At 70.3% G+C, this 13,429-nt stretch carries 11 protein-coding genes; 3 read left to right on the forward strand and 8 right to left on the reverse strand.

From position 1 onward, the window contains the following. Positions 1 to 30 precede the first annotated feature (30 nt). On the forward strand, positions 31 to 669 hold the full coding sequence (locus EPO52_RS07010; protein WP_290803969.1) for a hypothetical protein: 639 nt from the start codon (positions 31 to 33) through the stop codon (positions 667 to 669). Between the two features lie 19 nt (positions 670 to 688). On the opposite strand, the gene EPO52_RS07015 is transcribed toward EPO52_RS07010, so the two are convergent. The 3 genes from EPO52_RS07015 to EPO52_RS07025 all read right to left on the reverse strand — a co-directional run bounded on the left by EPO52_RS07015 (position 689) and on the right by EPO52_RS07025 (position 4,398). Next, the gene (locus EPO52_RS07015) at positions 689 to 1,441 is read right to left on the reverse strand and encodes a glycosyltransferase (RefSeq protein WP_290803970.1); all 753 of its coding nucleotides are present in this window, start codon (positions 1,439 to 1,441) and stop codon (positions 689 to 691) included. Positions 1,442 to 1,469: 28 nt separating this feature from the next. Then, positions 1,470 to 2,900, reverse strand: coding sequence for a bifunctional PIG-L family deacetylase/class I SAM-dependent methyltransferase (locus EPO52_RS07020; protein WP_290803973.1), 1,431 nt, complete (start codon positions 2,898 to 2,900; stop codon positions 1,470 to 1,472). Between the two features lie 187 nt (positions 2,901 to 3,087). After that, the gene (locus EPO52_RS07025) at positions 3,088 to 4,398 is read right to left on the reverse strand and encodes an acyl-CoA dehydrogenase (RefSeq protein ID WP_290803976.1); all 1,311 of its coding nucleotides are present in this window, start codon (positions 4,396 to 4,398) and stop codon (positions 3,088 to 3,090) included. Between the two features lie 189 nt (positions 4,399 to 4,587). Between EPO52_RS07025 and EPO52_RS07030 the strand changes: the two genes are divergently transcribed. Together EPO52_RS07030 and EPO52_RS07035 are read left to right on the forward strand one after the other, a co-directional pair. Beyond that, positions 4,588 to 5,742, forward strand: a complete 1,155-nt coding sequence (locus EPO52_RS07030; protein ID WP_290803978.1) for an alanine--glyoxylate aminotransferase family protein — start codon at positions 4,588 to 4,590, stop codon at positions 5,740 to 5,742. A 14-nt stretch (positions 5,743 to 5,756) separates the two neighbouring features. Continuing rightward, positions 5,757 to 7,436 carry an amidase family protein gene (locus EPO52_RS07035; RefSeq protein ID WP_290803980.1) on the forward strand — a complete coding sequence of 560 codons (1,680 nt, stop codon included), beginning with the start codon at positions 5,757 to 5,759 and terminating at the stop codon, positions 7,434 to 7,436. Between the two features lie 167 nt (positions 7,437 to 7,603). Here the strand turns inward: EPO52_RS07035 and EPO52_RS07040 are convergent, their stop codons facing one another. The 5 genes from EPO52_RS07040 to EPO52_RS07060 form a co-directional block, all read right to left on the reverse strand. Continuing rightward, a complete protein-coding gene (locus EPO52_RS07040; protein WP_290803983.1) occupies positions 7,604 to 8,368 on the reverse strand; it encodes an IclR family transcriptional regulator in 765 nt (254 codons plus the stop codon). An 83-nt stretch (positions 8,369 to 8,451) separates the two neighbouring features. Then, entirely contained in the window at positions 8,452 to 9,612 is a 1,161-nt protein-coding gene (locus EPO52_RS07045; protein WP_290803986.1) for an alanine--glyoxylate aminotransferase family protein, read from the reverse strand. A 29-nt stretch (positions 9,613 to 9,641) separates the two neighbouring features. Continuing rightward, positions 9,642 to 10,577 (reverse strand): ABC transporter permease, encoded by a 936-nt coding sequence (locus EPO52_RS07050; RefSeq protein ID WP_290803988.1) that lies wholly within the window; start codon positions 10,575 to 10,577, stop codon positions 9,642 to 9,644. Beyond that, positions 10,574 to 11,806, reverse strand: coding sequence for an ABC transporter permease (locus EPO52_RS07055; RefSeq protein WP_290803990.1), 1,233 nt, complete (start codon positions 11,804 to 11,806; stop codon positions 10,574 to 10,576). Before EPO52_RS07055 ends, EPO52_RS07050 begins: the two co-directional genes overlap by 4 nt. Then, positions 11,806 to 13,404: an ABC transporter ATP-binding protein gene (locus EPO52_RS07060; protein ID WP_290803992.1), complete on the reverse strand. Its 1,599-nt coding sequence runs from the start codon at positions 13,402 to 13,404 to the stop codon at positions 11,806 to 11,808. Before EPO52_RS07060 ends, EPO52_RS07055 begins: the two co-directional genes overlap by 1 nt. Positions 13,405 to 13,429: the final 25 nt, after the last annotated feature.

Here is a 13,429-nt window from a genome sequence, read left to right on the forward strand (position 1 = left end):
CGATCCATATTGGCCGTTCTCGCAGGGTCGATGATCCTTGCGACCACCCTCACCGGATGTGCGAGCGACACGAGCATTCCGAGCCCTGCGGCAAGCGCCGAGCCGCTGAGCCCCTACTCAGCCCAGCAGAGCGTCGAACAGTTCGCCGGAATCGAATACGACTACGACCCGGCCGCCTCCCCATCCGCACTTGCCGATCAAAGCAGCCTCGTGGTGATGGCAACGATCGATCGAGTCCAAGAGGGCCGGCTCAAGATTGTGCCCAAGAGCCCGAACGAGCCGGGCATCTCGACCATCGTTCTCGTCCTACGCGACACCAAGCCCGTGCGGGGAGACCTCCCCGCCGGCGATGACGGCCTGCTCTATGTCGAGTTGCCGAACCCCGGCCAACAGGAAGCGGGCGCGTATGACCGAGGCCTGCGTGCAGGTGCTCGAGTAGTCGCCTATCTCGTTCCAGCCGGAGATGGCGAACCGACTGACGTCGTGGATTTCGCGATCGCCGAACCCGACGCGGGGCGACCCGCGGGCCAAGCCCTCTTCATCACAGCCGGCCCCCAAGGGCTGATTCTCCAGTACGAGAACGAGGCCGTCGTGTGGCCTCTGATCGGCGAACAACGAGATGGCAACCTCGAAGACACCTTGCCGGGTGGGCAGCTCATCGCCTCTTAGCCAGAGTTCGAGAGCCGGGTCAGTCGACGAGGGTGCGGAGGTAGCCGGCGAAGCCGCCCGGGGTGCGGCCGTCGAGACGGCCCGAGGTGAGCACCACCGAGTGCGGCACGGAGACGGTGACCGGGGCATCCGGATGCACGCCCAGCGCCGAGCGGAACGCCGGGTCGAGCGCCTCCACGGCCTCTGCCAGGGCCACATCCTCACCCACGCGGAGGGCAGGGAAGCCGCCCGCCAGAAGGTACGCGTCGGCTCGCACGCCGAGGTTCGCGCCGAAGACGTGACGGGCACCCGTCGCGTGGCGGGCGAGCCAGTCGTCGTAGGCGCCCGGCGCCAGATCGGTGTGCCGGGGCCGCACCGAGCCGAGCGCCAGCAGCGCGCCCTCGCGGGCGGCGGCGAGGTGGTCGAGCAGCCAGGTCTCGGGAACCGCCGAGTCGGCATCCGTGCTGCAGATCCAGTGCTCGCGCGGTCGGTCGAAGCCGCACAGGGCGAGGTCGACGGCCGCCGAACGCGAGCGGCCCACGTTGCCCACCTGCAGCGACAGCGCTTCGACGTCGGGCGCGAAGGCGGCCACCACATCGGCCGTCGCATCCGTGCAGGAGTCGAGGGCCACGATCAGCCGGCAGCGCACCGCGGGCTCCCGCGCCCGGAGCGCAGCGCGCGCGGCGAGGAGCGCCCGCAGGCACGCGCCGATCAGCGCCTCCTCGTTGCGCGCAGGCACCACCACGTCGAGCACGCGGATCACCGCACACCGCCCCATCGCGTCACCGGCCACCGAGGCGTCACATCGTCACTCACGGGGATCACACGATCCCCTCCCGCCGGGCCACCGACTGCACGGGCGCGCGCTCGAAGACATCGAGCACGAAGTCCTCCTCGAGGTGCTGCGCCACGGTGCCGAACTCGGGGCGAGCCCGCACGGCGGCGTGCACCGAGTCACCCGTCTCCGACCGGCCCTCGACCGGATGCCGCCAGTGGCACAGCACCACGGCTCCATCATCGGTCAACGAGCCGAGCACCCGTTCCACCACGGCCGTGAGCTCGGCAGGATCGAGGTAGTAGCCGATCTCCGAGATCACCACGAGGTCGAAGCGGCCGTCGGGCCACTCGTCGGGCACCCGCATCCGCTCGGCCGTGGCTTCCGGATGTGCGCTCAGCCGCGCCTGCGCCCGCTCCACCGCGTGGGCCGAGAGGTCGACGCCGAGCACCGAGCCACCGTGCCGCACGCGCGCAGCGAGGTCGAGCGTGAGCACCCCGGTCGAGCAGCCGACTTCGAGCACAGACGCGTAGTCGCGCGCGGGCAGCGACGCGAGCAGCACGGCCCGCTTGCGCTGCTCGTACCAGCGGGTCTCGAAACCCCAGGGGTCGTCGGCGTCGGCGTGCAGGGTCTCGAAGTAGCGGGCGAGCTCGTCGTCGGCGCCGTCATCATCAGGCGCGTCGGGCTCCTCTCCCACGAACGCCTCGAAATCCCGCTCGAAATGCGCGATCATGCCCGGATGCAGCAGCACCTCGTCGCCCGGCAGCCCGCTGAGCGGCTGCACCTGGCTCACATGCCGGGCGAGCGCGGCACCCTTGGCCGCCACGGCGTCGGCATCGAGCGGGAGGATGCGCATCCGGGTCCAGGGAACCCTCGCATCGCCCGGCTCGGCCCAGAACCAGAGCCAGATGGGCGTGGCGAGTACCTCCACCTCACGCCCCTCCGCTCGCGCACGACCCGCCGCCTCCTGCGCGGCCCCGGCCGCCGCGGCATGATCGGGATGGCGGTCACCCACCCACGGCGACACCACCACGGATCGGGTGTCGGGCGCCGACGACAACAGGAGCTGCACGATCGCCTCCCCGAGTTCGGCCCTCCGCATGCTCTCGTCGAGGTGCCCATCGGGCAGGCGCAAAAACGTGACTGCGGCGCCGGGGTCGACCTCGGCCACTGCCGCGAGGCACTCCTCCTCGCGTAGGCGGCCCAGTTCCTCGGGCGTGTGGGTCGAGGAATCCGGATGCGACGCCTCGCCCGACGTGGCCACGATCACGCTCGAGCGCACACCGGCCCGGTACGCGCGCGAGAGCAGCCCGGCCGCGCCGAGCGTCTCGTCGTCGGGGTGCGCGGCCACCACCACGAGGTGTGCGATCCCGGCGAGCCACGCCGCATCGAGCTCGGGCAGCGCTTCGCGCCGCGCCGCGAACGCATCCCGCCACATGCTCTCGTCGACTCCCGTCTCATCGTGCTGAAAACTCATGAGCCCTCTCCCCCTGTCGAGCCTCGGAGCGTGCGGCGGGTCGGCTGGCCGAGCACGTCCGCGCCCGGCCTGACGGTCCGCGCCGAGCATGACGGACGCGAACCGTCAGGAACGGCGCGTTCAGCCGTGCGGCGGGTGGTTGGTGGCCGCCATAGGGCGGCTGCGGGGCCATGGCCGTCACGGCCCTTCACGCCGCGCCACCCGTCAGCAGGCGGCCGGCGCGCAGTTCGTCGCGCGCCCCGTGGTCTTGGCGCAGGTACAGCTCGAGGTCGGCGACCCGCGCGGCGTACCGCTCGTCGAGAGCGAGAGGTGCGGGGCCGAGCGCCGACGCCGCCTCCGCGAGGATCGCCTCGCACTCCCGCCGCACCACGGAGCGCGTCACCTGCGCGAGCAGCGCCCGCTCGGTCGCGTCGAGTGCCGCGGCGGCCTCCCGTTCGCGGGCGGCGGGCGCAGGTGCTTCGGCTGAATCGGTGGCGGCTTCGACCACGGAGGTTACGCGAGCGGCGGGCGGCGCGGCTGCGGCCGCGGCATCGATCACGAAGGCCCGGCGACCGGCAGGCAGCGCAGCCACGGCCCCGGCGGGATCAGTCGCCGAAGGCACGCCACGGGTCGTCGGCGCCGCGACATCGGCTGCCGCATCGATCGCGCGGGCCGCCGAAGCCAGAGCGGAGCCCGCAGCCGACACACTCGCCGCCACCCGCCCCGCGTGCAGGTACCCGATGTCGTCGCCGCGCTTCTGGGCGGCGGCGACCACGCGCCTGGCCACCCCCACCGCGCCGCCGAACCAGCACGCGGCCACCCCGATGCCACCCCACTCGAAGCCCGCCCGCTCGAGGTACCACCCGGGCTGCCCGACGGGCACCGCCCGCACGCCATCGAAGTCGGTGGGCCCGCTCGGGATCGTTGGGAAGCCGCGCGCCACCCAGGACTCCGGATGCGCGTGCACCCCCTCCTGACGCAGCGCCACCGCGAAGAGCCCCCGCGCCGCATCCGCCTCCGAACCGACCCGCGCCGTGACGAGTGCGTGGCTCAGTTCGCCGGCGAGGGAGCACCAGGGCTTGGTTCCCCGCAGCGTCCAGCCGCCCGCATCCGGGATCGCGCGCAACGGCTCCCCCGGGCCTTCGGCCGCGAACACGCCCCACGTGGAGGCGTGCGTGGCACCGATCGCCGCCAGATCGACCTCGTCGGGGCACTCGGCGAGGATCATCGCCGCGTCGACGTGCGGCTCCACGATCCGCGCCACGGTGACGTCGGCCGCGCCCAGGGTGGCGAGGGTCTCGAGATACCGCAGGGTACGCCCCTGCGCGGGCCGCGGGATGGCCGCCGCGACGTCCCGGGCGAGCGAGAAGGCGCGCTCGCGGTCATCGCGCGCGGCCTCGGCGGCGTCGAAGAGGTCATCCAATGCACCTGCCGCCGAACCCGGACCCGAACCCGCGCCCCAGCTCGCGCGCAGAGCCCCCGACACCATCCATCCGTCGAGCGAGAGCCCCTTCGTCATCGGTCTCTGCCCTCTCGACTGCGGCGCCGCGACTCGGCTCCGAGTTCCAGCAGAGACCTGCGCACCGATCCCGCCAACCCCTTGACATCGCGACTCCACGTAAACAGCGCGTTACGTCTCTCACCTTCTCGCACGCTGCAATAGGCGCGAGTTGTATCGTGATAAAAACTGGCCCTGAGAGGACGACCCATGAAGGCTCCCGATTTCACGCTCACCGCAGGACCGACCATGGCGTCACCGCGCACCCTGAACGCCCTCGGCGCCCAGATCACGTACCACCTCGACCCGAGCTTCCTCGAGACCTTCCGTCGCACCACCGAGAAGGCGGCCGCGTTCTTCCACACGGAGAACGACATGCTCCTGCTCCAGGGCGAGGGCATCCTCGCGCTCGAGGGTGCTGCCCGCTCGCTGACGACCCCCGGGATGCACGTGCTCAACCTCGTGCAGGGCATCTACGGAAAGGGCATGGGGCAGTGGCTCGAGAGCTACGGCGCCGTGCTGCACGAGATCGAGGTGGAGTACGACGACGCGGTCGACCCGGCCGACGTCGACGCCTACCTGGCCGCGCATCCGGAGATCGAACTCGTCACGATCGTGCACTCCGAGACCCCCTCGGGCACGATCTCCGACGTGTCGCAGCTCGGCCCCATCGCCCGCAAGCACGGCGCGCTCACCCTCGTCGATGCGCTCTCGTCGATCGGCGGCGTGCCGTTCGAACCGGATGCCTGGCAGCTCGACGTGTGCGTCTCCGGCGGCCAGAAGTGCCTCGGCGGCCCGGTCGGCGTCACGATGGTGTCGGTGAGCCCGGAAGCCTGGGAACGGATGCTCGCCAACGAGAACGCGCCCCGCTACTCCTACATCTCACTGATCGACTGGAAGGTGGCCTGGCTCGAGAACGGCACCTTCCCCTTCACCCCGTCGGTGACCGACATCGTGGGCCTCGAGGCCGCGCTCGACGCGATCCTCGAGGAGGGCATCGAGAAGTCGATCGCCCGGCACGCCCGCGCGGCCGCGGTCACCCGCGCCGGTGTGCGCGCCATGGGCCTCGAGCTGTGGCCGAAGTCGGAGGAGATCTCGGGCAACCCGATCACGGCCGTGAAGATGCCCGAGGGCATCGTACACACCGACCTCGTGGCGCACGTGCGCGAGCGCTACGGCGTGATGCTCTCCACCGGGGGCAGCGCCGGCAACCTCGTGCACCTCGGGCACATGGGCCCCACCGCCACGGGGATGTACCAGATCGTGGGGCTCACCGCCCTCGGAGCCGGCCTCCGCGATCTCGGCGCCGAGGTCGACCTCGGCGCGGGCGTCGAGGCGGCGATGGCACTGCTCGGCACCGAGTGAGCGGGGCGAGCGGGATGGCCGGCGAACCCACTCCTGGTGCGCCCGGGGCAACCGGAGGCCCGGCACGCAGCACGCCCGGGGCATCCGGCGCCCTTGCACCCGGCACGCCGGGGGCATCCGGCACACCTGCGGCATCCGGCACACCTGCGGCATCCGGCACACCTGCGGCATCCGGCACACCTGCGGCATCGGGCACGCCTGCGGCATCCGGCACCCTTGCACCTGGCACGCCTGCGGCATCCGGCGCCGTGCGCTCCACGCACGCCGACCTCACCTGGATGTCGGCCACCGAGATCGCCCGCGAGGTGCGCGCCCGACGACTCCGCGTGAGCGACATCGCCGAGCACTTCATCGAGCGCATCGAGCGCCTGAACCCGGCCCTGAACGCCTTCGTGGTGTTCGACCCGGCACAGGTGCGAGCGGATGCGCACCGGCTCGACGCGGCGATCGACGCGGGCGACGACGTCGGTCCCCTGGCCGGCGTGCCGTACTCCCTCAAGGAGAGCACCGCGGCGCGGGGCCTGCCCCACACGGGCTCGATGAAGCCGATGGAAGGTCACCGCGCCGCCCACGACGCCGTCGTGACGCAGCGCCTCGCTGCCGCCGGGGGCCTCTTCATGGGCAAGACGAACCTGCCCGAGAACGGCTACTACTGCGGCACCGAGAATCACCTCTACGGGTCGACCCGCAACCCCTGGAAGCTCGACCACTCCCCCGGCGGCTCGAGCGGCGGCGCATCCGCCTCGGTCGCGGCGGGGCTCACCCCGGTGGCGGATGGCAGCGACGGCGCCGGGTCGATCCGGGTGCCCGCGGCGATGTGCGGGCTGGTCGGGTTCAAGCCGAGCACGGGCCGCATCCCGAACGAACTGCTGCCCTACCGGCACGCCACGTTCATCAGCCACGGCATCATCAGCCGCTCGGTCGCCGATGTGGCGCTGCTACTGAACGTCGAGTCGGGTCCGGATGCGGTGGACCCCCTGAGTCTGCCGAGCGACGGCACCGACTACGTCGCCGCGCTCGAGGGCGACCTCTCGGGCTGGCGCATCGCCTGGTCGCCCGACCTCGGCATCGGCGCGCGCGACGACACCGATCCCGAGATCCTCGCGCTGTGCGAGGCGGCGCTCCCGGCGTTCGAGGAGCGCGGCGCCACGATCGTCGAAGCGTCGCCCGAGTGGCCGGATCCGGAGGAGGCGTTCTGGAACGGCGTGTGGCTGCCGGCCTACGCGCCCGATCTCGGGGCCTACGACTGGGGCGGCATGCGAGCATCCGGAACCGTCGACGAGGAGCTCTGGGAGATCGTCTCCACGGGCGCGGCATCGAACGGCGACGTCGTCGCGGCCGCGGAGCTCGTGCGCGGTGCGTTCTACCGGGCGTTCGCGGCGTTCATGGGGTCGCACGACATCCTGCTGAGCCCCACCGTGCGCGTGCCGGGCTACCCGGCCGCGCACTGGGGGCCGTCGCACCTCGATGGCCAGACGCTGCGCCGCCGCCATCTCGGCTGGATCAACACCTACCCCTTCAACTTCACCGGCACCCCGGCGGCCAGCGTGCCCGTGGGCCTCACCGCCTCGGGCCTCCCGGTCGGCCTCCAACTGGCGGGCGGCCACCTCGCCGACGCCCGCGTCCTCCGCGCCGCAGCCAACTTCGAGGCGGCCCACCCCTGGGCGGCCACCCACCACCCACCCCACAGCTGACCGCGCCCATCCTGACGGTTCGCGCCCGTCATGAGCAGCGCGGGAGGTCAGGAAGGGCGCGGACGCACCGGCTCAGTCGCAGCGGCATGGGCCGCGGGGTCGCAGAATTGGTCGCCAAACGACGAAGCGGGCGACAAATCCTGCGACCCCGCGAGCGCCCGTGAAGGTCAGGCGCGGCGGGCCGCCAGAGCCTCGTCGAAGTCGCGAGCACCGGCACGCACGGCGTCGGCGATGGCGGCGCGGTGATCCTCCGAGAGACGGTAGGCCGGTGCCACCACGGTGACCGCACCCACGAGGGTGCCCTTCACGTGGATGCCCGCCGCACTCGCCCACACACCCTGGTCGACCTCGCCCGCGCTCTCGGCGTAGCCGCTCGCGCGGATGGCGGCGAGGTCGTTCTCCAGGTTCGCGCGGGCCGTCTTCGAGAGGGTCGACCCCAGACGGCTGAAGTACTGCGACAGCTTCGACGGCGTGAACTCGCTCAGCAGCACCTTCGCCGCCGCACCGCCGTGCAGCGGCATGAGGTGGCCGGGCTGGAACGAGATGGAGATCGGATGGTCCGACTCCGCGATCGCGAGGCACACCGCCGAGTCGTTGACCCGCCGGAGATACAGGGCAGTCTCGCCGGTCACATCCGCCAGCTTGTTGAGCACGGGCTGCGCCTGCGCCCGGTAGTCGAACGAGGCCTCTGCCGCCCGCGCGAGCCGCAGCACCTGCGGCGAGAGCACGAACCGGCCCTTCTCGCGCTCCTCGATGAGGTCCATCTCGCGCAGCAGGGAGATGTAGCGGTAGGCGCTCGGCACCGAGATGTCGTGGTCTTCGAGCAGATTGTCGACCGTGAGCTCAGGCGTGTTCTCACTGAACTGCAGGAGGATCTGCAGCGCTCGACGCGCGCTGTCCACTCCCTTGGTGCGCTGTGGCTCAGCGGTCACTGCGACTCCGTCTTCATTCATCATGGATTTGTCTCGATCCTAACCCTGGTGCGGAGCGGAGGTGCGGCGGTCGTGACAGAACGTCATCGACGCTGTTCGGCAAGGGCCGCCAGGGCCGCCTCCAGTCCTGCACCCACATCGACCTGCATCCCGAGGTCGGCGAGGGTGCGCCCGAGGGCGGCCAGCCCGACGATCGAGTACATGCCGCCGGCCGTCGGGCCCATGTGCGACAGCCGGATGAGGTTGCCCGCGCCCTGCCCGTGCGACAGCATCACCCCGTACCTCTCGCGGGCGTGGTCGCGCACCAGCGCATTGTCGATCGAGTCGGGCAACCGGATGCTGGTCACGCACGCCGAGGCGATCTCCTCGCGCACGGCCCAGAGCTCGAGCCCCATGGCCCGCGCCCCCGTGCGGGTGACGGCCGCCGCCGCCTCGTGCCGTGCCACGACTTCGTCGATCCCCTCTTCCAGCGCCTGATCGAGCGCGGCTTCGAGGCCGTTCATGTCGCTCACCGACGGCGTGTACGGGAAGCGGCCCTCACCGAGCCACTTCTCCTTCCAGTCGATCAGCGAGAGATACGAGTCGCGCGGGGCGAGCGGGTTCGCGTACATCGCGTCCCACGCCTTCTGGCTCACCGAGATGAGCGCCACGCCGGGAGGGCCGCCGAGGCACTTCTGGGCGCCGGCCACGCAGAGGTCGAGCCCCCACGCATCCGTCTCCCATTCCATGCCGAGCACGCCCGAGACGGTGTCGACGTAGGTGAGGATGCCACGGTCACGGCACATCGGCCCGATCGCCGCGACATCCGTGACGGTACCCGACGGGGTCTCCGACGCCACGAGGCACACCATCTCGATCTCAGGGTGCTCGTCGAGGTAGGCCTCGACCTGCGCGGGAGTGACGGCGTCGTCATAGCCGACCTCGATCTCGTGCAGCACGGCGCCGAAGCCCGAGATCCAGTAGCCGGTTCCCTTGCCGAACACGCCCTGCACGAGATTGAGCACGTGCATCCCCGGCGTGATGAGCGAGCGGAGGGCGCCTTCGAGTCCCACGATCGCCTCGCCCTGCATCAGGACGATGTCGTTCCGGGTCTTGAAGATCTGCGCCACCTTCTGCTGCGTGCGCTCGAAGGTGGCCTTGAACTCGGGGTCGTAGTGGTAGAGCAGCGGCTTGCCGAGCCCGGCGAGCGTGCGCGCCGTGACCGCGACCGGTCCGGCCGAGAGGGTGAAATCGGGGAGTGCCATGGGTGGTGCCTTTCTCGTCTGCGACGGCGTCAGCGCGCGCCGCGGATGTAGGGAGCGCCGAGCGCGGGCGGAACGACCGAGCTGCGGGCGAAGACGATCAGCGTCAGGATCACGACGATGAACGGGATCATCTTGATGACGTCGGCCGGGACGTTGTAGCCCAGCACCTGAAGAGCGGGTCCGACGGCGACCGTGAAGCCGTAGACCACGGAGGTGATCGCCACGATCAGGATGCGCCCCCGCGAGAGCATCGTGATCACGATGGCGATGAAGCCGAGCCCGTTGGTGATGAACGGCGTGAACGTGGCCGTGGTGAGCTCTGCGAGGTAGGCGCCACCGAGGCCCACGAACGCCCCGCCCAGGATGACGGCGTGCGAGCGGATCTTGATCACACTGCCGCCCGCGGCATCCAGCGACGACGGCTTCTGCCCCGCGGCCCGGATCGAGAGCCCCCAGTTGGTGCGGGAGAGGAAGAACCCGGCCACGATCACGAGCACGATCGCCACCCAGAAGATGCCCGACTGCTGGAAGATCGACGGCCCGACCACCGGGATGTCACTGAGGCCCGGGATGGACAGCGCCGGCGCGGTGCCGAGGCTCGTGTTCGACTTGGCGTTGTTCTGCAGGTAGAGCACGCTCGTGATGCCCTCGCCGATGAGCGTGATGGCGAGACCGATCACGATCTGGTTGAGGCCGAGCCACACGTTGAGCACGAGCATCGCGAGGTTCGCGACCACGCCGCCGACGGCGCCGGCGAGCATGCCGAGCCAGAAGTTGCCGGTGGTGAGGGTGACGATGAAGCCGGAGTAGGCGCCCACGAGCATCACACCCTCGATACCGAGGTTGAGCACGCCGGCCTGTTCGCCGATGGTCTCCCCCACGGAGGCGAGGATGAGCGGCATGGCCTGACCGATGACCGAGGCGATGAAGACGGTCACGAAGGCAGCGGAGAGCATGTCGGTCATGACGTCCTCGCTTCCGGGGCAGGGGCAGGGTCAGTGGCAGTGGCAGGTGCGGTCTCAGGGGCGGATTCGGACACCGGGGTGTCAGGGGGGATCGGCTCCCCCACCCTCTCCTGCGCGGAGGCCCGCGGGCTCGGCGTGCCCTGGAAGGGCCGCAACAGGGTACGCCGGAGGCCCGGCGGCAGATAGCTCTGACCGAGGCGGCGCTTCTCGCCCACGTACTCGGTGATGGTCATGAAGATCAGGATGAGACCCACGATCACGAGCAGGAAGTCGACGTTGAGGCCGGCCTGCTGCGCCGCGAGCGTGCCACCCGTGGCGAGCACGGCGTAGAACGCCACGAGAGGGATGGCCGCGAGCGGGCTGAGCCGCGCGAGGAAGACGAACGGCATCACGGCGTCGCCGTAGTGCGGATCCCAGTTGGCCCGCTGGTAGCTGTACTGGCCGAGCACATCGACCGCTCCGGCGAACGCGATGAGCGCGCTCGACAGGGCGAACAGCAGGATCACCATCCAGGTGGAGTTGATGCCCACGTGGCGGGCGGCCTTGGGGCTGGCCCCGAAGATGTCCATCCGCAGGCCGAAGGAGGTGCGGGTGAACACGAACTGCGCCACGATCGCGAGCACGATGGCGATCAGCAGGCCGATGTGGATCGCGGTACCCGGGATGTAGGGCAGCAGCTGGTCGTCGGGGATGACGGCGGTCTGCGGCTGGGGGGTCGAGGGGTCTTTGAACGGCCCCTTGATGAGCAGGTTCGCGATGCCCACCCCGATGAACGACATGACGAGCGAGGTGATGATCTCGTTCGTGCCGTAGCGCGCCTTCAGGATGGCGGGGATGAGCGACCAGACCGCACCCACGAGCAGGGCGCCGAGGAAGATGACGATCGTCGCGAGCCAGGCGGGCAGTGCCGCGAAGAGGTACGGCCCGAATCCGGATGCCACCACGGCGCCAAGCAGGTACTGGCCGTTGTAGCCGAGGTTCCACAGCTGGCCGCGGAACGCGATGATGAGACCGACGGCCACGATGACGAGCGGCGCCATGAGCACGAGACTCCGCTGCCAGTTCGTGCCCGTGATCCCGTAGGTCCAGACTCCCGCGAAGAAGTCGAGCGGGTTGCTGCCCATGGCGAGGATGATGAGCCCCGCCACGATGAGGGCGAGGATGACGGGCAGGATCGACCGGACGAGTCCGTCGACAGCAGCCCGGCCCCGGGATTGCTCTGCGCGCATCAGTGCACACCCTCGATCGCGCCGGTCATGTAATGCCCCACTTTTTCCGCCGTTCCGGGTCCGTCGTTGGTCACGCTGCCGACGATGCGCCCGCTCGAGATGATCTCGATGCGGTGGGAGAGCTCCACGAGCTCATCCAGGTCGGTCGACAGCAGCAGTACCGATCCGCCGTTCGCGGCGAAGTCGATGAGGATCTCGCGCACGAGGTGCACGGTTTTCAGGTCGAGCCCGTAGGTGGGCTTGTTCACGATCACGAGCCGGGCGCCGTGCGTGAGCTCACGCGCCAGGAGGATCTTCTGGATATTGCCGCCCGACAGTGTGCCGGCCCGCGTGGCCGACGAGGGGGTGCGGATGCCGTACTCCTCGATGAGGCGAGCGGCTTCGGCGTCGACGGCCTTGCGCTGGATCTGCCCGAACTTCCAGAACGGCCGCTGCCCGATGCGCTTCACCACGAGGTTGAGGGCCACCGACATGGAGCCGACGGTCCCCTCGTGCAGGCGGTCGTCGGTGACGTAGCGGAGGCCGAGCTGCTGGCGCCCGCGCACACCGAGGCGGGTGACATCCTGACCGTCGAAGCGCACGATGCCGCTCGAGGTGGAGCGCTGGCCGGCGGCCACCTCGGCGAGGGCGCCCTGGCCGTGGCCGTCGATGCCCGCGATGCCGAGGATCTCTCCCTCGTGCACCTGCAACGCCACATCGTCGACCTCGACGTCGCGGCCGTGGCCGCGGCTCGAGACGCCCGAGAGTTCGAGTCGCACGGGCCGGTTCTCCAAGTCGATGCCGCGGGTCTCGCGCACCGATTCGGTGGCGCCCGCGAGTTCTGCGGCGGCTTCGTCGCTGACCGTGTTGATGTCGTCGCCGAACATGGCGCTGAGGATCGCATCCTGCGCCTGCTGCTCGTCGTAGGAGGCGAGCTGCTCCACCGAGATGTGGCCCACGTTGCGGCCCCCGCGGAGCACGGTGACGCAGTCGCCCATCGCATAGGCCTCGCGGAGCTTGTGGGTGATGAACACCACGGCGAGGCCCTGGGCCTTCACGCGCTCGATGCTCTCGCCCAGGTGCTCGATGGCCTGCGGGGTGAGCATGGAGGTGGGTTCGTCGAGGATGAGCAGCCGGCTGCCCTTCCAGATGGCCTTCGCGATCTCCACCTGCTGCTGCTGGCCGAGACCGAGGTCGGCGGCGATGGCGTGGGGGTCGATCTGCGCGCCGAGGAGTTCGGAGAGCTCGTCGAGGCGCTCTTTCGCCTTCTTCTTGCCGAGCATCACGCCGGTCTCGCCGAGCATGAGGTTCTCGAGCACCGTGAAGGCGGGAACGAGGGTGGAGTGCTGGTGCACCACGCCGATGCCGTGGTCGACGGCCGCCTTCGGCGAGTTGATGGGGGTGATCGCGCCGTTGATGGCGATGGTTCCCGAGTCGGGCTGCTGCATGCCGGCCAGGATGCTGATGAGCGTCGACTTGCCGGCCCCGTTCTCACCGAGCAGGCAGTGCACCTGCCCGCTCACGATGTCGAGCGAGATCCGGTCGTTCGCCACGACCCCGGGGAAGGCCTTCGTGATCTCGCGGAGTGAGATCACGTCGGGCGCGGTCGATGTAGTCAAGAGGTACTCCAGGGCAAGAGGGACG

Origin of the sequence: Herbiconiux sp. (assembly GCF_004297105.1) — a bacterium.
In the GTDB taxonomy this organism is placed as follows: Bacteria; Actinomycetota; Actinomycetes; order Actinomycetales; family Microbacteriaceae; genus Herbiconiux.

Coding starts and splice junctions, on each gene's coding strand:
- EPO52_RS07050 (WP_290803988.1), bottom strand. CDS start 10,577: ATGACCGACATGCTCTCCGCTGCCTTCGTGACCGTCTTCATCGCCTCG.
- EPO52_RS07020 (WP_290803973.1), bottom strand. CDS start 2,900: ATGAGTTTTCAGCACGATGAGACGGGAGTCGACGAGAGCATGTGGCGG.
- EPO52_RS07010 (WP_290803969.1), top strand. CDS start 31: ATGATCCTTGCGACCACCCTCACCGGATGTGCGAGCGACACGAGCATT.
- EPO52_RS07025 (WP_290803976.1), bottom strand. CDS start 4,398: ATGACGAAGGGGCTCTCGCTCGACGGATGGATGGTGTCGGGGGCTCTG.
- EPO52_RS07030 (WP_290803978.1), top strand. CDS start 4,588: ATGAAGGCTCCCGATTTCACGCTCACCGCAGGACCGACCATGGCGTCA.
- EPO52_RS07055 (WP_290803990.1), bottom strand. CDS start 11,806: ATGCGCGCAGAGCAATCCCGGGGCCGGGCTGCTGTCGACGGACTCGTC.
- EPO52_RS07045 (WP_290803986.1), bottom strand. CDS start 9,612: ATGGCACTCCCCGATTTCACCCTCTCGGCCGGACCGGTCGCGGTCACG.
- EPO52_RS07035 (WP_290803980.1), top strand. CDS start 5,757: ATGGCCGGCGAACCCACTCCTGGTGCGCCCGGGGCAACCGGAGGCCCG.